At 48.1% G+C, this 17,045-nt stretch carries 13 protein-coding genes; 7 read left to right on the forward strand and 6 right to left on the reverse strand.

The genetic code is table 11. The annotated features are described in order from the left end of the window. Positions 1-150: 150 nt before the first annotated feature. From sbcB to ETV65_RS09120, 4 genes are all read right to left on the reverse strand, one after another. Positions 151-1,578, reverse strand: coding sequence for an exodeoxyribonuclease I (sbcB, locus tag ETV65_RS09105; RefSeq protein ID WP_129952555.1), 1,428 nt, complete (start codon positions 1,576-1,578; stop codon positions 151-153). A 500-nt stretch (positions 1,579-2,078) separates the two neighbouring features. Beyond that, complete coding sequence (locus ETV65_RS09110) at positions 2,079-4,109, reverse strand: hypothetical protein (RefSeq protein WP_129952556.1); 2,031 nt, start codon at positions 4,107-4,109, stop codon at positions 2,079-2,081. Continuing rightward, a complete protein-coding gene (locus tag ETV65_RS09115; RefSeq protein WP_129952557.1) occupies positions 4,090-5,082 on the reverse strand; it encodes a glycosyltransferase family 2 protein in 993 nt (330 codons plus the stop codon). The genes ETV65_RS09110 and ETV65_RS09115 overlap by 20 nt, the downstream gene beginning before the upstream one ends. Further along, a complete protein-coding gene (locus ETV65_RS09120; protein ID WP_129952788.1) occupies positions 5,079-5,417 on the reverse strand; it encodes a GtrA family protein in 339 nt (112 codons plus the stop codon). The genes ETV65_RS09115 and ETV65_RS09120 overlap by 4 nt, the downstream gene beginning before the upstream one ends. A 684-nt stretch (positions 5,418-6,101) precedes the next feature. Here ETV65_RS09120 and ETV65_RS09125 point away from each other — a divergent pair. Together ETV65_RS09125 and ETV65_RS09130 are read left to right on the forward strand one after the other, a co-directional pair. After that, on the forward strand, positions 6,102-7,199 hold the full coding sequence (locus ETV65_RS09125) for an FUSC family protein (RefSeq protein WP_129952558.1): 1,098 nt from the start codon (positions 6,102-6,104) through the stop codon (positions 7,197-7,199). Between the two features lie 167 nt (positions 7,200-7,366). Then, on the forward strand, positions 7,367-7,699 hold the full coding sequence (locus ETV65_RS09130) for a DUF496 family protein (RefSeq protein WP_013574907.1): 333 nt from the start codon (positions 7,367-7,369) through the stop codon (positions 7,697-7,699). Positions 7,700-7,755: 56 nt separating this feature from the next. Here the strand turns inward: ETV65_RS09130 and ETV65_RS09135 are convergent, their stop codons facing one another. Together ETV65_RS09135 and ugpC are read right to left on the reverse strand one after the other, a co-directional pair. Further along, positions 7,756-8,715 carry a D-2-hydroxyacid dehydrogenase family protein gene (locus ETV65_RS09135; RefSeq protein ID WP_129952559.1) on the reverse strand — a complete coding sequence of 320 codons (960 nt, stop codon included), beginning with the start codon at positions 8,713-8,715 and terminating at the stop codon, positions 7,756-7,758. A gap of 93 nt (positions 8,716-8,808) precedes the next feature. Beyond that, a complete protein-coding gene (gene ugpC / locus ETV65_RS09140; RefSeq protein WP_129952560.1) occupies positions 8,809-9,912 on the reverse strand; it encodes a sn-glycerol-3-phosphate ABC transporter ATP-binding protein UgpC in 1,104 nt (367 codons plus the stop codon). Positions 9,913-10,188: 276 nt separating this feature from the next. Between ugpC and ETV65_RS09145 the strand changes: the two genes are divergently transcribed. The 5 genes from ETV65_RS09145 to ETV65_RS09165 all read left to right on the forward strand — a co-directional run bounded on the left by ETV65_RS09145 (position 10,189) and on the right by ETV65_RS09165 (position 17,019). Beyond that, on the forward strand, positions 10,189-11,415 hold the full coding sequence (locus ETV65_RS09145; protein ID WP_129952561.1) for an extracellular solute-binding protein: 1,227 nt from the start codon (positions 10,189-10,191) through the stop codon (positions 11,413-11,415). An 85-nt stretch (positions 11,416-11,500) separates the two neighbouring features. Continuing rightward, positions 11,501-12,802: a sugar ABC transporter permease gene (locus ETV65_RS09150; RefSeq protein ID WP_129952789.1), complete on the forward strand. Its 1,302-nt coding sequence runs from the start codon at positions 11,501-11,503 to the stop codon at positions 12,800-12,802. A gap of 14 nt (positions 12,803-12,816) precedes the next feature. Then, a complete protein-coding gene (locus ETV65_RS09155) occupies positions 12,817-13,668 on the forward strand; it encodes a sugar ABC transporter permease (RefSeq protein WP_129952562.1) in 852 nt (283 codons plus the stop codon). 64 nt (positions 13,669-13,732) lie between these two features. After that, complete coding sequence (locus tag ETV65_RS09160; RefSeq protein ID WP_238483162.1) at positions 13,733-14,884, forward strand: arabinogalactan endo-beta-1,4-galactanase; 1,152 nt, start codon at positions 13,733-13,735, stop codon at positions 14,882-14,884. Between the two features lie 65 nt (positions 14,885-14,949). After that, on the forward strand, positions 14,950-17,019 hold the full coding sequence (locus tag ETV65_RS09165) for a beta-galactosidase (RefSeq protein ID WP_129952564.1): 2,070 nt from the start codon (positions 14,950-14,952) through the stop codon (positions 17,017-17,019). Positions 17,020-17,045 lie beyond the last annotated feature (26 nt).

Raw genomic sequence — 17,045 nt, forward strand, 5'->3', positions numbered from 1 at the left:
TTTGGGCGGTTTCGGCGCAACGAGTTAAGTGATCATTGTACGTGAGAAACCGAAATTTACTCGGTCAGTTTTTAACGTCGGTAACTCACTGATTTTGAGAAACCGAAATTTTCACTATTCCAGAAGGGGTCGTTGGGGAATCCCCAAAAATTAACCCACCAGTTTCTTCCCATATTCAAACAGCGCCTTGAGAAGCGCTATCTTCTCAGCATCCCCCTCATGCAAGTTATAGAGCGATTCAAGCTCTAAAATGTACGCCTGCACACGTTCGTCCGTCAGTTTCTCCTGCCGGTGCAACATCCAGCGCTTTTGCTCGGCATCGGTAAGCGTGGCGGGGTAGTTGCGTGCACGGAAACGGAACAACAGCGGCTCAATGCGCGCGTCGTTAAAAGTCAGATCCAGCGCGGGAAGGTTCTCCGGACGGGTTTCCAGAATGATGCGCATGGCCGCGCGATCGGCATCGCTGAAGAAACCGTCATAAAGGCGGGCGTCCACGTCATCGGACGGGGTAAAGGGTTCAGCTTCAGCAAACATCGCGACCACTTTCTCGCGCACCTGCGGATTTTGACGTAGCAATTGCAGATTTTCCAGGCAGCGCTGACGGTCGATCCCCAGGCGTTCGGCATTTTCCGGTAACAATGTCTTGGCCGGAGCCAGCACCGGACATTTATTGATATGCACCAGTTTGATCGGCAGCGGAGATTGTCCGGCCTGCAAAGCATCGCGGCGGCTGTACAGGCGCTCACGCATTTCATCAGGACTGAGATCTAACAACGTCGACATATCACCGGCGAGGTCACACATGATCACCGCATTCTTATTCTCAGGATGCCACGCCAGTGGTGCTACCCATGCGGTATTACCCCGTGCAGCGCCGAACATACCGGAAACATGCACCAGCGGGGCCATGGCAGGAATATCAATCAGGGTATTAAGTTTATGTTTGCTGCGATGCTCGAGCAGAAAGTTAAACAAACGCGGCTGCGCCTGCTTCACCAGTTTCGCCATGGCGATAGTCGCGTAAACGTCGGCCATCGCATCATGGGCATTTTCATGTTCAATACCATTGGCTTTGGTCAGATGTTCAAGACGGAAACTCGGGAAGCCATCATCATTTTCCGGCCAGTTGATACCTTCCGGACGCAGCGCATAACAGGCGCGCATTACATCCAGTAAATCCCAGCGGGAATTGCCGTTTTGCCAGCTGTAGGCATACGGGTCGTAAAAGTTACGATAAAGGATATTCCGGCTGACTTCATCGTCAAAACGGATATTGTTATAACCAACAATGCAGGTGCCCGGCACGCTGAATGCCTGGTGAATTTGCGCGGTAAACTCGGCTTCAATCACACCGCGCTCCAGGGCAATTTGTGGCGTGATGCCGGTAATCATCACTGCTTCAGGTTCAGGCAGATAATCATCAGAAGGGCGGCAATAAATCACCAACGGTTCTTCGATGATATTGAAATCTTCGTCAGTTCTTACCCCGGCAAACTGCGCCGGACGATCCAGCGCCGGGTTTTTACCAAAGGTTTCATAATCGTGGAAGTAGAACGTTTTTTGCGGCTTATCTGACATAATTTTATTGTGCCTAAATTCGTATGTATTTTACTGTCCAAACCAGTGCGTCAACCAGGCGTATCGCCACTCAGTATTCTATCAGATAGAGTCTGCTGAGTCCGGTTTGCCAACAATGCTCGGAGAAAAATGGCTTGTCTGTTTACATAACATTATCATGGCTCCCGGTGACAAATGAACTCTGTGAATTTTAAGGTATTGAATGGTAAGTAAACAAATTTTTAACATGGTAATAAGCTTGTGATACATTTTTTCCACAGGGAAAAACCTGTCTCAAAATATTTGCTTAGTAAGGATCCGGCCATAAATGGTGAAATTATTCTGGATAGTAACAGCATATATATTAAGACGAGCACATTATCCCGTTCAGAATTATATTTACAGGTGGCAGGATTATGATTGCTCATAAATATAGGGGGGAGGGGAATGCGGAAAATTTTAACATCAGCGTGATTTTCGTTGAAAAAAGCCTTTGCTGTTTTAGCAAAGGCTCAGTATGTTTATTTTTTAACGATCATAATAGAGTCACATGAAGGGTTACCATGTTTATCTATCGTTAGGGTCGTAAGCATCTTATTAAATTTCCTTACATCAAGAGATGAAGAACCGTTGTTCTCGATATGGCTTGATATATGTCTTCCAGACATGTCGGAAATGGTGACATCCACACCATCAGCTGTTGAACACGTATTCCGGACTGATGAAATGAGGAGTTCATTAATGCCATTTAACGTCCAGGTTATTGTGGTCGGACGGCTTTCACCCGGATGTCCATAGAGAGTTCCATCATCTTCAATGTCTAATTTTCCCCACACATCACCTAAAGAAATCGATCCCGTTGAATAAGGAATGAACAGACTGGTGTCGTAAATCCCTTTCCATTGCGGGTAGCTGACATAATATTTTGAGATGAAATCCATCATTTCATCATAGGTAAACGGCCTCGTTCTTTCATAAACATAGGCGGTAGCCCCCTTTTCGAGTGGATAGCCATTTCCAACCCTTTTAAAAGCTTTTCCTATCCCCTCATTATTTAGCAACTCTTTTGCAGGAATTGTAATAACTTGCTGGCCTGATGGCGTTAAATGTGTTTGTACGGGATCAACAACGATGATGAACCTGGACATTAGTGCCGGAATGCTCAGCCCGTCTCTGAGATCAACCTGGGACATTCCAGTCAAATACTTACTCAATTTCAGATTTGAAAGTGTGTCGAGCATATTATCGTTAAGAACATCACTGGATGATAAAACAGTCAGTTTTTCAGTACTATGTAGCATGCTCTGAATATCAGAAGATAACCTGACATAGTTGCCATAGTTATCAACACGCATTGGTGTATATTTAGTAGGCAAATATTTTGAGAAGTCATTGATGTTTGTATTAAATAAGGACTGCTTATTAATGATAAGACAGATGATTATTGTTAATGAGACAACAATGGCTTTAGAGACGGTAGAGTTCAGTTTGAAAAGGAACCATTTTATTGAAATGGCTGAAGCGATAAGTACCCATAATGCAAAAGGCAGGCAGTGATGCAAACCCGGTGATTGAGTTTTTGTAAAGATGAAAAAACTAAAAACTAAATTAAATAAAGAAAAAATGACTAAATATTTCTCTTTCGTTTTCTTAGTAAAAATTGATATGACTACTGATATTATAAAAAATGGAAATATGTACAACCCAATATCATGCAAAACGTTATAAAGAGATGATGCGACACTGGACTGATAAGCAGAATAGATAAACGAGTAATCAGTTGTTGCCACTCTGACAAGCAAGTTCCACTGCAATGCTATCGATAATAATATTGATACAATTCCAGATATAAAAAAGAAGGTGCAAATCCTAAAGATTTTTTTGAAACTATGTCCTTCTACGTTATAAATAAAATAATTCAGCACAGGTAAAGAGAGATACATTGAAATGACAGTATAGGCATACCATCTTCTGAGTAAAAATGGCGACCATAAAATAGCACCAAGGATGATCGCTCTTTTGATATTCAGTTTACCAGACAGATCTGTTTTACATGTATAGATAATCGCTGATATAACAAAGATGAGACCGCAAATATCAGGATAACCTCTGAGCGTAGGAGCCCAAAAAGCCACAAAAGTTGCAGGCAGGACCAGAGAAATAATTGTCCAGCAGACAGACTGCTTCTCAGAAAATTGTTTTAATAGGACTGAAAACAGAAGTGATACGGGGAGCAAATAAACAATGGACAGCGATAATATATAGGTGAGCCTACCCTCTCCACCAAAAGCGTAAAACAGGGAGGTGAAAGCAACGGGGAGGAGATTATAATCATCATTTTTTATCGACGAAGCAAGTCTCGACAGTGTCCCAACAGGATCAATAGAAAAACCCAAACTGAATTGTTGCCACAATCTCCAGTACCCATTGGAATCCCAATAATATATATTATGTTCTTTCCCTACATAATGCATTGTAAGGTAAGTCACAAATAAAAGTACCACTGTAAAAAATATAGTACCCCTGAATTTTTTACTTAAATTCATTGTCATCACCACGCTTTTCCTCAACAAAAAAACGAGGCCTCCCTTTAGTTTCGATGTAAATCTTTCCAACATACTCACCAATCACACCCAGGCAGAGCAGTTGCACACCCCCCAGGAAAATGATTGAAATCATTACTGAGGTCCAGCCCTCAACAGTGCTACCTGTGATTTTTTCAAAAATCGCATAAGCTGCTGTTATTATTGAAATAAGACAGGTAATAAAGCCCAGTGCAGATATCATCCTGAGTGGGGTTATAGTCAGCGATGTAATGCCTTCTACAGCTAATGAAAGCATCTTCTTTAATGGATATTTGGATTCTCCGGCTACCCGGTCATCTCTCGAATAATAAACCCTTGCTGAATTAAATCCTAATAATGGAACAATTCCGCGAATATACATATTCTGTTCTTTAAACGTAAGCAAACAATCGACAGCCTTTCGACTCATCAGTCTGTAATCAGCGTGATTAGAAACCTGATTTACTCCCATCTTTTCCATCAGTGAGTAGAACAGATTGGCACTTATTCTCTTGAATGCACTGTCGGTGGAGCGATCATCCCTCACACCATAGACAATATCATTACCTTCTTGATATTTTTCAACCATCGTTTCTATGCACCGAACATCATCCTGAAGATCGGCGTCTATACTTACCACAACATCTGCAGTTGTATTCGCTAAGCCTGCTATCAGTGCATTCTGATGGCCTCGGTTTTTAGAAAGTTTAATCCCAGAGACAAAAGTGTTTTTCTGGCACGCTTCTTTAATCTGATCCCATGTGTCGTCTTTGCTACCGTCATCAACAAAAATTATCTTGCTGCCTGCGCCGATTTTTTGCGTTGAAATTAAATTGCATAATACCTCGCCTAATACTTTTAGGCAGTGTGGGAATGCTTCTTTTTCATTATAGCATGGAACCACAATTTCCATTCTAGGAGGGGTATTATCGCATTCCTGCGGTATATCAAAATCGTTCATTTCATCACCCAAAATCTATTAAGTAGGAAGCCTGTTATGGTATAAAAAATCATCCCTATGATTTGCGAGAAAAAAGTGTAATCCGGGAAGAAGAATAATATGCATTTAATTGGAACAAGGTTAACAAGATAAGCAATTCCGCAAGTCACCAGAAATTTTATCAATCTGCTGAAGTTTGGGGTCGAATTAAATGTAAAGAGCGTATTTAGGATAAAACTGAATATTATACCAACTACGTAGCCAATAGCATTGGCCAAATAAATGTTCACATTGGCATACATCAGGGAAAATATAACGATACCTGTTAACCCTGTATTGAAAAGCCCAACAACCATATATTTAGCGAGTAATTTATTTGTGGACACTCTAACCTGCTTAAAACACGTACCGTAAGTTGATAGGTAATGGTAGTTAAAAATGTTAACTTAACAAGCGTTAACATAATGAATGTGATTATGTTATGGCTACCTAGGTGTGTCAGACTGGATTTTACTCAACACTACAGCAACCTGTCGCCAAGAGACCTCTCAATGTCCTCATACTTCACAGGCAAACCGAGGCTTCCGGCATTGCTGTATCTGTACTCTTATCCGTGTCGCTCAATTACAGTATTTGGTGAAAATTACGTCAACAAATTGATAGTGCTGCAATACATATATTTTCAACGAGATATAACGATCTATGGAATTTACTCTGTCACTCAAAAATATTGACTTGTTATTGTTAATAAATTTTCTTAATTTTGCGACCAGACTTAGAAGATAAGCACAAACCCCGTCTGATAAGCAGTAAATGCACCGAAGGATATTGTCACTGAGAAGAGAGTATTTTCCTTCCGAAGCTTCCTTTAACCCCATTCCAAAATACTGGCACAATCCAGGGCCGGTTGTTAAATAAATCCCGGAGGTCCGCTTTTCCGTCTCACCGTACCCAATCCCTGATAAAACCAGGGTGATCCCCTCTGGTAACTCGGCTAAACTAGCGCCTTCTTTGTATTTATGCCTTACGGCAGGCTCAACGTGCGTCTCGACAAGAAAATTTCTCAGCTGGATAACATCATTTACCGTAATTACAGAGTTACTCACGCCCTGCGTATTGCGGTGGCGTTTATTCTGACATTCCTGATTGTCCGGCTGACAAAAATCCCTGAAGGCACCTGGCCGCTGATCACAATGGTGGTGGTGATGGGGCCGATTTCCTTTTGGGGGAATGTGGTTCAGCGGGTGCTGGAGCGCATCACCGGCACCGTATTCGGTTCACTCTCAGGGTTGATAGCCTTATGGCTTGAACTCTATTCCTTTCCGCTGATGTTGATGTGGTGCGGGATTGTGATGTTCGTCAGCGGTTATCTGACTCTCGGCAAGCGTCCGTATATGGCGCTGCTGATTGGGATTACGCTGGCGGTCGTGTGTGGCGCGGGACCTGGCGATATGAATACTGCACTGTGGCGTTCCGGTGATGTGATTTTCGGCTCCCTGCTGGCACTGCTTTTCGCCAGTATTTACCCCCAGCGCGCGTTTATTCACTGGCGCATGCAGATGGCCGATTACCTGATGTCGCTGAATAAACTTTACAGCGCCTGGCTGTCGCCGAACATGCTTGAACGCCCGCAGTTGCACGGTAAAATGAAAACCACGATGGGGCAGATGGTCAAAATGCGTTCTCTGTTTGCTCCCGCCAGTAAGGAATCGCATATTCCGCGTGAAGTGTTTGATGCTATCCAGACTCTGAGCCGTAATCTGTTGTGTACTCTTGAACTGCTGGCCGATGCCTACTGGAGTTCGCGCGAAAGCCATTTCCTGATGCTCAATGCCCGCACGCTGCGCAGCGCGCAACGGCTGATGCTCGATACGCTGGAAAAACTCAGTCTGATGCTGATGAACGGTACCAAAGGTGATGAACTGACGATCAATCATCAGCTGAATGAATCTGCAGAAGAACTGAAAGCGCTGATGGCGGAAATGAATGCCGCACACCATCTGGAAGCGCAGGTGTACGGCTATGTGTGGCTGAGTTCGCAGGTCGCGGAACAACTGCGGGCGATGGGAGACCTGATCACCATGACGATGCAAAAAGAAGACGCTCAAATAAGCAGCGTTAAAACGCCAAAAGCATGAAGGGATTTTTGTCTGCGGTCTAAAACGGGTAAGATGGTCTTATTGGACGATTATCTGAGCGCACCGCCCGATCTTTGCTAGTCTTCCTGCTAACTGCCGGTAAGGCAGACCAAGCGGTTGCGACAAGTCAGTCACTGAATCTGTGTAACTTAATCGAAGGTGTTAAAATGGACAATATCAACAAGCCGAGTTTCCAGGACGTTCTGGAGTTTGTGCGCATTTTCCGTCGTAAAAATAAATTACAACGTGAAATTGCTGACAACGAAAAGAAAATCCGTGACAACCAGAAACGCGTTCTGCTGCTCGATAACCTGAGTGATTACATCAAACCAGGCATGAGCATCGACGAAATTCAGGCGATCATTGCCAGCATGCGCGGCGACTATGAAGATCGCGTTGATGACTACATCATCCGCAATGCAGACCTGTCGAAAGAACGTCGTGAAATGTCCAAGAAACTGAAAGCAATGGGCGAAATCAAAGCCAACGAAACCAAGTAATTTCGTCGCCGCTGAAAGCAAAAACCGGGTGGATACCCGGTTTTTTTACGTTTGCACTAATCCAGCACACGCAGCGGCTTACCCGCCAGAAATGACCGGATATTCTCGACCGCTTCGGTGAAGTACACCTGATAATTACTGTCGGCGACATAACCCAGATGGGGTGTCGCCAGCACGTTCGGTTGCGTTCTGAAAGGATGATCGGCCGGCAATGGCTCGGCATCAAAGACATCAAGTCCGGCACCGGCTAACTGACTGTTTTGCAGCGCGCTGAGCAGGGCGGGTTGATCGACAATGGCAGCGCGCGACGTATTGATCAGCAGGGCAGAGGGTTTCATCTGTGCCAGTTCTTTCGCACCCAGTAAGCCGCGTGTGCGCTCGCCGAGCACCAGATGAATGGAAACCACGTCGCTGGTTTGCAGTAACGCTTCTTTTGATGTGCAGAATTTTACGCCATGTGCTGCGGCGTGTTCTGCGGTCAGATTATGACTCCACGCGCACACCTCCATGCCAAAGGCCTGCGCGATATGGGCCACCTTCTGGCCAATTTTCCCCAGCCCCAGCAGACCAAGCTGTTTACCGCTCAGGCCGACGCCCAGCGTGCTTTGCCACGGGCCGTTGTGACGTAGCGCATTATTTTCCGTGACCAGATGCCGTGCCAGCCCGAGGATCAGGGCCCACGTCAGCTCAACCGGCGCGGCCTGTCCGCTGCCGGTGCCACAGACCGTCACGCCATGTTTTTTCGCAGCGACAAGATCAACCGACGCATTACGCATGCCGGAAGTGATCAGCAGTTTCAGATTGGGCAGGCGGGCAAACAGCGCAGCGGTGAATGGCGTACGTTCGCGCATAATCACCACAATGTCGGCATCTTTCAGCGTTTCAGCGAGGGCATTTTCGTCGGCAATATGTTCTGTCAGCGCACGGCATTCCACCTGTGGTGCAAGTGACTGCCAGTCAGCCAGCGACAGGGAAACATTCTGGTAATCATCAAGAATCCGGCAGTGAAGTGGCATGGAAATCTCTCATCTGAAAATCATGATAAAGAGATATAACACTGAAACAGCCGGGAGGTGAAGTCTCCCGGCTACGCGGCCTGAAAAGATTAATTAATGCAGATGAGAAAGGCTGGGCGCGCTGATGCGCAGGCCGTCTTCGCTGAACACCATACAACGTTTGGCATCAAACCAGGTGGTCAGGCTCTGATAAGGGTTGAAAGCCATGTCGCCCGGTAGCAGCATTTTAAAGCCATCAATGCCATAACACTGACCAAACAGATACGTGCTGTTGCCCAGCCGCTCTACCACTTCGCAGTTAAATTCCAGCACGTTTTCGGTTTCCTGCGACAGCAAATGTTCAGGGCGGATCCCAAGCGTGACTTTATCACCCGCCGACAGTTCAGAGGTGCTCAGTGCCAGTGTCAGGGTCTTCTCCGGCGTCAGGCGTACTTCGAGCTGTTCCGGCTGCCAGCGGATCACTTCAGCAGGCAGGAAATTCATTTTGGGTGATCCGATAAACCCCGCGACAAACTGATTCACCGGATTGTAGTAAAGATCCATCGGTGCGCCCATTTGCTCGACTTTGCCGTAATTCATCACCACGATTTTATCGGCCAGTGTCATGGCTTCAGTCTGATCGTGTGTCACATACACCATGGTGGTTTTCAGTTCCTGGTGCAGCTTGGAAATGTGTAACCGCATATCCACACGCAGCTCTGCATCAAGGTTAGACAGGGGCTCATCGAACATAAATACCTGCGGATTACGCACAATCGCACGCCCGATGGCGGTTCGCTGGCGCTGTCCGCCGGAAAGCTGTTTCGGTTTTCTGTCCAGCAGATGAGAAAGCTGCAACGTTTTGGCGACCATCTCCACCTGATGACGAATTTCTTCTTTCGGCACGCCGTTGACTTTCAGCCCGTAACCCATGTTTTCTGCAATGGTCATGTGCGGATACAGCGCGTAAGACTGAAACACCATCGCCACACCACGCCGGGAAGGATCGACGTCATTCACCCGCTGCTCGCCGATGTAAACGTCTCCTTCCGTAATCTCTTCCAGCCCGGCAATCATGCGCAGCAGGGTGGACTTACCGCATCCTGATGGCCCGACGAAAACGGTGAATTCGCCGTCTTCAATATCAATATTGATGCCATGTAATGTCACTGTTTTATCAAAACGCTTGACCACATTTTTAAGTCTGATGCTGGACATGTGAGACCTCATAAAGAATTCATACCGCTGATGTTTCGGACTATAACCACCTTGTGTAAGCGTTTGCACAAGCGGGTTCGAATTTTGGAGAGAAGATCACACAATGCGCATCTTTTTGTAGTGATTTATAGCTTGTAAGTTTAACGTATAACATAGTTTTTAAGGCGACATTAATCAGTATTAAATCAGCTTTTATGGGGTTTGATACAAAGATTTTAGATTGAGTGTCGTTATAAACCCTACAAAAATGTTATACCTTCACATCCAGGAGCAACAATGAAAATTACACACCTTACTGCCTTGGTACTGATGTCGTTAAGTCTGAGTAGCCAGGCCGTCCGGGCAGCCGGGGGGCAACTGCTTATCTGGGAGGATATTAAGAAATCTTCCGGTATTTCCGACGCGGTGAAAGATTTTGAAAAAGAGAACAATGTCAAAGTCGTTGTGCAGGAAACGCCTTATGCACAACAAACGGAGAAATTACGTCTGGATGGTCCGGCAGGCATCGGCCCTGACGTCGTCGTGATCCCTAATGATCAGCTGGGCACGGCCGTGGTACAGGGGTTACTGGCACCGCTGAATCTCGACAAAACGTTTCTTGCCAGCTTCACACCGCCGGCGTTAAACGCCTTCCAGCTTAAAGGACAAACCTACGGTGTGCCGAAAGCAGTCGAAACGCTGGTGCTGATTTACAACAAAGATTTACTGCCGCAGGCACCGGCGACCCTCGACGAGTATTACACCTTCTCCAAAGCCGAAAGGGCGAAAGGCAAATACGGCCTGTTAGCCAAGTTTGACGAAGTGTATTACGCCTATGGCGCGATGGCTTCCATGGGGGGCTACATTTTCGGTAAAGATGCGAAGGGTGAAATCAACGTTGAAGATATCGGCCTGAACAAACCGGGCAGCATTGAAGCCATTACTTATCTGAAGAAATTCTATGCCGACGGGTTATTCCCGGCAGGGATTGTCGGTGATAACGGGCTGAACGCTATCGACTCGCTGTTTACTGAGAAGAAAGCGGCTGCGGTGATCACCGGCCCGTGGGCCTTCCAGCCATATGAAGCGGCGGGTATTCACTATGGTGTTAAAGCGTTACCGCTGCTGCCAAACGGCAAACCGATGAGTTCATTCCTCGGCGTGAAAGGTTATGCGGTTTCAACTTACAGCAAGCAAAAACCGCTGGCGGAGAAATTCATCACCTTCATCAACCAGCCGAAGTACGCCAAAGTGCGCTACGAAGTGACCAAGGAAATCCCTGCTCTGACGGCGCTGGTTAACGATCCAATGATTAAAAACGATGAAAAAGCCAACGCGGTGGCAGAGCAGTCTACCCGCGCGACGGCCATGCCGGGTGTACCGGAAATGCAGGAAGTCTGGGGTCCGGCGAATAACGGTATTCAGCTGGGTGTGACCGGCAAACAACCGGTTGATGCCGCGCTCAACGATGCGGTGAAAAATATTCAGATGCAAATCGAAGCGGCGAAAGCCAGCAACGAGTAACCGGTAACGCTTGCTGAAACCCCGTATGTCTGACAGGAGGGAGTGATTTCACTCCCTCACCAGTGAAAGGAACATCTTTGTGTCTATGCGTCTTCATGAGGAAAACCCGGCGCCACTTTCCGCCAGCCACCATGCACCGGTGGCGCTGGCGGTGGCGCTGATCCCCGGTTTTGGGCAGTTTTATAACCGGCAATGGGCCAAGGGAATACTGTTTTTTATCATCCTTATTTGTTTCGCCGGCGTGTTCTATGATTTCCTGCGTCAGGGATTATGGGGTTTATATACGCTGGGTGAAGAAGTACCGCGTGATAATTCGATATTTCTGCTCGCCAAAGGCATTATCAGTCTGCTGATTGGCGCATTCGGTGCGGCTTTTTATTACTGGAGCCTGCGCGATGCATGGGCAAACGGTAAACGCCGTGACCAGGGCATGGAATTACCCAGCGTGCGTAAGCAATATCATTTGCTGCTGCGTGAAGGTTTTCCCTATCTAATGATCACACCGGGTTTTATTTTACTGGTGTTTGTGGTGGTTTTTCCGATTATATTCGGCTTCTCAATCGCGTTTACTAATTACAATTTATATCACACGCCACCGGCGAAATTAGTCGACTGGGTGGGGTTCAAAAACTTTATTAATATTTTCACGCTCAATATCTGGCGCTCCACATTGCTGGATGTATTGCAATGGACGGTGGTCTGGACGGTGCTGGCGACCACGCTGCAATGTACGGTGGGTGTCATGCTGGCGATTCTGGTGAATCAGAAAGATTTGCGCTTCAAGGCGCTGATCCGCACCGTGCTGATATTGCCGTGGGCGGTGCCGGGTTTCGTTACCATTCTGGTATTTGCGGGTATGTTCAATGATTCATTTGGCGTCATTAATAACGGCATTCTGGCGGCCTTAGGTATTGAGCCTAAAGCCTGGCTGACCGATCCGTTCTGGACCAAAACAGCGCTGATCATGATGCAGACCTGGTTGGGCTTCCCGTTTGTGTTTGCCATGACTACCGGCGTATTGCAGGCTATCCCGAACGATTTATATGAAGCCGCGACGATGGATGGTGCCAGTACCTGGAAGAAACTCAAAACCATTACGTTGCCGCTGGTCTTATATTCCATTGCGCCAATTATTATTACGCAATACACCTTCAATTTTAATAATTTCAATATCATCTATCTGTTTAATAACGGTGGCCCGGCGGTGGCCGGTTCGAATGCGGGCGGAACGGATATTCTGGTGTCGTGGATATATAAACTCACCATGTCATCTTCGCAATATGCTATTGCGGCGACCATTACAATTCTGCTGTCGATATTTGTAGTCGGTATTGCATTGTGGCAATTCCGGTCAACGAATTCATTTAAACAAGATGATATGGCGTAACCGGGAGAAGGAATATGAGTAAACACACCAGTATTAAAAGAAACCGGTTTATCCGCCTTGCGCTGAGTTATTTACTGTTGCTGATGGTGGGGGTAATTATTATTTATCCGCTTATCTGGACAGTCGGTGCGTCACTCAATGCCGGTAACAGCCTGCTCAGTACGTCGATTATTCCGGAGAATGTCTCGTTCCAGCATTACAAAGACTTATTTAACGGTGAAGTGAATTATGTCGGCTGGTACTGGAACTCGATGAAAATCAGTTTCCTGACCATGATCCTGACCCTGATTTGCGTGAGTTTTACCGCTTATTCCTTCTCGCGCTTTCGTTTTAAAGGCCGGAAAGACGGGCTGATGCTGTTCCTTTTATTGCAGATGATCCCGCAGTTTTCGGCGCTGATCGCCATTTTCGTGCTGGCGCAATTACTGGGGCTTATCAACAGCCATCTGGCGCTGGTACTGATTTACGTCGGCGGCATGATCCCAATGAACACCTATCTGATGAAAGGCTATCTCGATGCCATTCCGAAAGATCTGGATGAATCAGCGCGGATGGACGGCGCCGGTAATTTCCGCATTTTCATCGAAATCATCATGCCGCTGTCGAAGCCGATCCTGGCGGTGATAGCGCTGTTTTCCTTCACCGGCCCGCTGGGGGATTTCATTCTTTCGAGCACCATTTTGCGTACACCGGATAAGTACACCTTGCCGATTGGCCTGTACAACCTGGTGGCGCAAAAAATGGGGGCTAATTACACCATGTACGCCGCAGGGGCGGTACTGATCGCCGTACCGGTCGCCATTTTCTATCTCGCCTTACAAAAATACTTCGTTTCCGGCCTGACGGCTGGCAGTACAAAAGGATAATCCGATGTCTTTATTTTCTAAGAAGATTTTCAATAAAAGCGCAATGGCCTGCGTACTGCTGGCCATGTCGTTCTCCGGTGTGGCACAGGATGTGGTGATCAAAAAAGTCGCTAACGTGCCCGCAGATTTCATCAAGGGTGCCGATATCTCGACGCTGATAGATGTGGAGAAACACGGCGGCAAGTTCTTTGACCAGAACCACAAACAGACCGATGCGATGGTGATCCTCAGGCAGAACGGTTTTAACTACGTCCGTTTACGCTTATGGGTGGATCCTAAAGATGCACAGGGCCATCCGTACGGCGGCGGAAATAACGATCTGGCCACCACGCTGGAACTGGCGAAACGTGCTAAAGCCCTGGGTTTTAAAATCCTGCTTGATTTTCATTACAGCGATTTCTGGACCGATCCCGGCAAACAGTTCAAGCCAAAAAGCTGGGAGAAAATGGATTATCCGCAGTTGAAAACTGCCATTCATGATTATAGCCGTGACGTGATCGCCAAATTCCGCGCACAGGGCACCGTACCGGATATGGTGCAGGTCGGTAACGAAATGAACGGCGGCATTTTGTGGCCGGAAGGCAAAAGCTGGGGCGCGGGCGGCGGCGAGTTTGACCGTCTGGCCGGGTTGCTGAATGCGGCGATTACCGGTGTCCGCGCGGACGAAAAAAATCCGTCAGATATCAAAATTATGTTGCATCTGGCTGAAGGCACCAAGAACGATACCTTCCGCTGGTGGTTCGATGAAATCAACCGTCGCAACGTGCCTTATGACGTGATTGGCCTGTCTTTTTATACTTACTGGAATGGCCCGATTTCAGCGTTGCAGACCAATATGGATGACATCAGCAAACGCTACAACAAAGACGTGATCGTCGTGGAAGTGGCTTACGGCTATACCACCAAAAACTGTGATGCAGCTGAAAACAGTTTCACGGAAAAAGAAGCCAAAGACGGCGGCTATCCGGGCACGGTGCAGGGCCAGGCCGATTTCCTCAGCGATCTGATCAAAAGCCTGGTGGCCGTGCCGGATCATCGCGGCAAGGGCCTTTTCTACTGGGAACCGACCTGGATCGCTGTTGACGGCGCCGGCTGGGCGACACCTGCCGGTATGACCTACATCAATGATCACTGGAAAGAGGGCAACGCCCGCGAAAATCAGGCGTTGTTCAGCTGTGACGGCCAGGTTCTTCCTTCCATCAAAGTCTTCAATTAATCCCTTTTTCCCCGGCCGGATTGGCCGGGGTGTGAATATTTCTTAAAGTTCCTAAGGACCCAAGCATGACGAAATTTCCTCCTCTGAGCAGTAAGATTTCCGGCCTGTTACATGGCGCGGATTACAATCCGGAACAGTGGCTGGAGAGCCCCGATGTCCTGATTCGTGATGTCGAAATGATGAAAGAGGCGTGCTGTAATGTCATGTCAGTCGGAATTTTCAGCTGGTCAGCGCTGGAACCCGAAGAAGGCCATTTCACGTTTGGCTGGATGGATCAGGTGCTGGATCGTTTGCACGAAAACGGCATTTCGGTATTTCTCGCCACACCAAGCGGGGCGCGTCCTGCGTGGATGTCGCAAAAGTACCCGGAAGTCCTGCGTGTGGGGCGCGACCGTGTAAAAGCGCTGCATGGCGGACGTCATAATCACTGCATGAGTTCGCCGGTGTATGCCGAAAAAGTTCAGGTGATGAACAGCGCGCTGGCGAAGCGCTACGCACATCATCCGGCCGTCATCGGCTGGCATATTTCCAACGAATACGGTGGCGAGTGCCATTGTGATTTTTGCCAGACCCGTTTCCGCGACTGGCTGAAAGCCCGTTATGTCACACTGGATGCGCTGAATAAGGCCTGGTGGAGCACCTTCTGGAGCCACACTTATACCGACTGGGCGCAGATTGAATCACCATCACCACAGGGCGAAAGTGGCGTTCATGGGCTGAATCTCGACTGGCGTCGTTTTAATACCGATCAGGTGACCCGTTTTTACAGTGAGGAAATCCGTCCGCTGAAAGCGGAGAACCCGGCGTTACCGGCGACCACCAATTTCATGGAATATTTCTACGATTACGATTACTGGAAACTGGCCAGTGTGCTGGATTTTATCTCGTGGGACAGTTATCCGATGTGGCACACCCGCAAAGACGATATTGGTCTGGCGGCGTATACCGCGATGTATCACGACCTGATGCGTACCCTGAAACAGGGCAAACCCTTTGTGCTGATGGAATCGACGCCGAGTTTCACCAACTGGCAGCCGGTTAGCAAACTGAAAAAGCCGGGGATGCACATTTTGTCCTCCCTGCAGGCAGTCGCGCACGGTTCGGATTCGGTGCAATATTTCCAGTGGCGTAAAAGCCGTGGTTCTTCGGAGAAATTCCACGGCGCGGTGGTTGATCACGTCGGGCATATTGATACCCGCGTCGGACGCGAAGTGTCTGAACTGGGCAGGATTTTATCCGCACTGGCGCCGGTGGCAGGCAGCCGCGTAGAAGCCAGAGTGGCGATTATCTTCGACTGGGAAAGCCGCTGGGCGATGGACGATTCCCTCGGGCCGCGTAATGAAGGGCTGGAGTATGAAAATACCGTCGCCGGACATTACCGCGCACTGTGGTCGCAGGGCATTGCGGTCGATGTGATCAACGCCGACTGCGATTTAACCGGTTACGACCTGGTGATTGCGCCGATGCTGTATATGGTGCGGGCAGGCGTCGGTGAGCGGATCACCGCGTTCGTGCAGGCCGGTGGCCGGTTTGTCGCAACTTACTGGAGTGGTATCGTTAACGAAACAGATTTGTGTTTCCTTAGCGGGTTCCCGGGGCCGTTGCGTCCGGTGCTGGGGATCTGGGCGGAAGAAATCGACAGCCTGACTGATGACCAGCACAACAGTGTCAGCGGTACCGAAGGCAACGCGCTGGGCTTAAACGGTCCGTACCGTGCCAGCAAATTGTGTGAAGTGATTCATCTTGAAGGCGCGGCAGCACTGGCAACGTATGGCGAGGATTTCTACGCGGGAACCCCGGCGGTGACCGTGAATCTGTTTGGCAAAGGCCAGGCATATTACCTGGCTTCACGCAACGATCAGCAATTCCATGCTGATTTTTATACCGCGCTGGCGAAAGAAATGCAGTTGCCGCGGGCGATAGAAACGGATTTACCGGGGGGGGTCACCGCAGCACGTCGCACAGACGGCGAAAATGAATTTATCTTCCTGCAAAACTACGCCGCAGACAGTCAGACGGTGACGTTGCCGGATGATTACCGCGACATGGTGCATGGCGGTGTATTACCCCGCAAACTGACGCTGCCGGCATTCGGTTGTCAGATCCTGTCGCGCCGTTTATCTGCCATTTCTTAAACTCTTATTTTTAACAACCACGTGCA

Origin of the sequence: Rahnella sp. RFA10(1/100) (assembly GCF_004195115.1) — a bacterium.
GTDB classification, from domain to species: domain Bacteria; phylum Pseudomonadota; class Gammaproteobacteria; order Enterobacterales; family Enterobacteriaceae; genus Rahnella; species Rahnella perminowiae.

What these genes read in the sequence shown, in the direction of transcription:
- ETV65_RS09145 (WP_129952561.1), top strand. Translation starts at nt 10,189, where the DNA reads ATGAAAATTACACACCTTACTGCCTTGGTACTGATGTCGTTAAGTCTG.
- ETV65_RS09120 (WP_129952788.1), bottom strand. Translation starts at nt 5,417, where the DNA reads ATGGTTGTTGGGCTTTTCAATACAGGGTTAACAGGTATCGTTATATTT.
- sbcB (WP_129952555.1), bottom strand. Translation starts at nt 1,578, where the DNA reads ATGTCAGATAAGCCGCAAAAAACGTTCTACTTCCACGATTATGAAACC.
- ugpC (WP_129952560.1), bottom strand. Translation starts at nt 9,912, where the DNA reads ATGTCCAGCATCAGACTTAAAAATGTGGTCAAGCGTTTTGATAAAACA.
- ETV65_RS09165 (WP_129952564.1), top strand. Translation starts at nt 14,950, where the DNA reads ATGACGAAATTTCCTCCTCTGAGCAGTAAGATTTCCGGCCTGTTACAT.
- ETV65_RS09155 (WP_129952562.1), top strand. Translation starts at nt 12,817, where the DNA reads ATGAGTAAACACACCAGTATTAAAAGAAACCGGTTTATCCGCCTTGCG.
- ETV65_RS09115 (WP_129952557.1), bottom strand. Translation starts at nt 5,082, where the DNA reads ATGAACGATTTTGATATACCGCAGGAATGCGATAATACCCCTCCTAGA.
- ETV65_RS09130 (WP_013574907.1), top strand. Translation starts at nt 7,367, where the DNA reads ATGGACAATATCAACAAGCCGAGTTTCCAGGACGTTCTGGAGTTTGTG.
- ETV65_RS09150 (WP_129952789.1), top strand. Translation starts at nt 11,501, where the DNA reads ATGCGTCTTCATGAGGAAAACCCGGCGCCACTTTCCGCCAGCCACCAT.
- ETV65_RS09110 (WP_129952556.1), bottom strand. Translation starts at nt 4,109, where the DNA reads ATGACAATGAATTTAAGTAAAAAATTCAGGGGTACTATATTTTTTACA.
- ETV65_RS09160 (WP_238483162.1), top strand. Translation starts at nt 13,733, where the DNA reads ATGTCGTTCTCCGGTGTGGCACAGGATGTGGTGATCAAAAAAGTCGCT.
- ETV65_RS09135 (WP_129952559.1), bottom strand. Translation starts at nt 8,715, where the DNA reads ATGCCACTTCACTGCCGGATTCTTGATGATTACCAGAATGTTTCCCTG.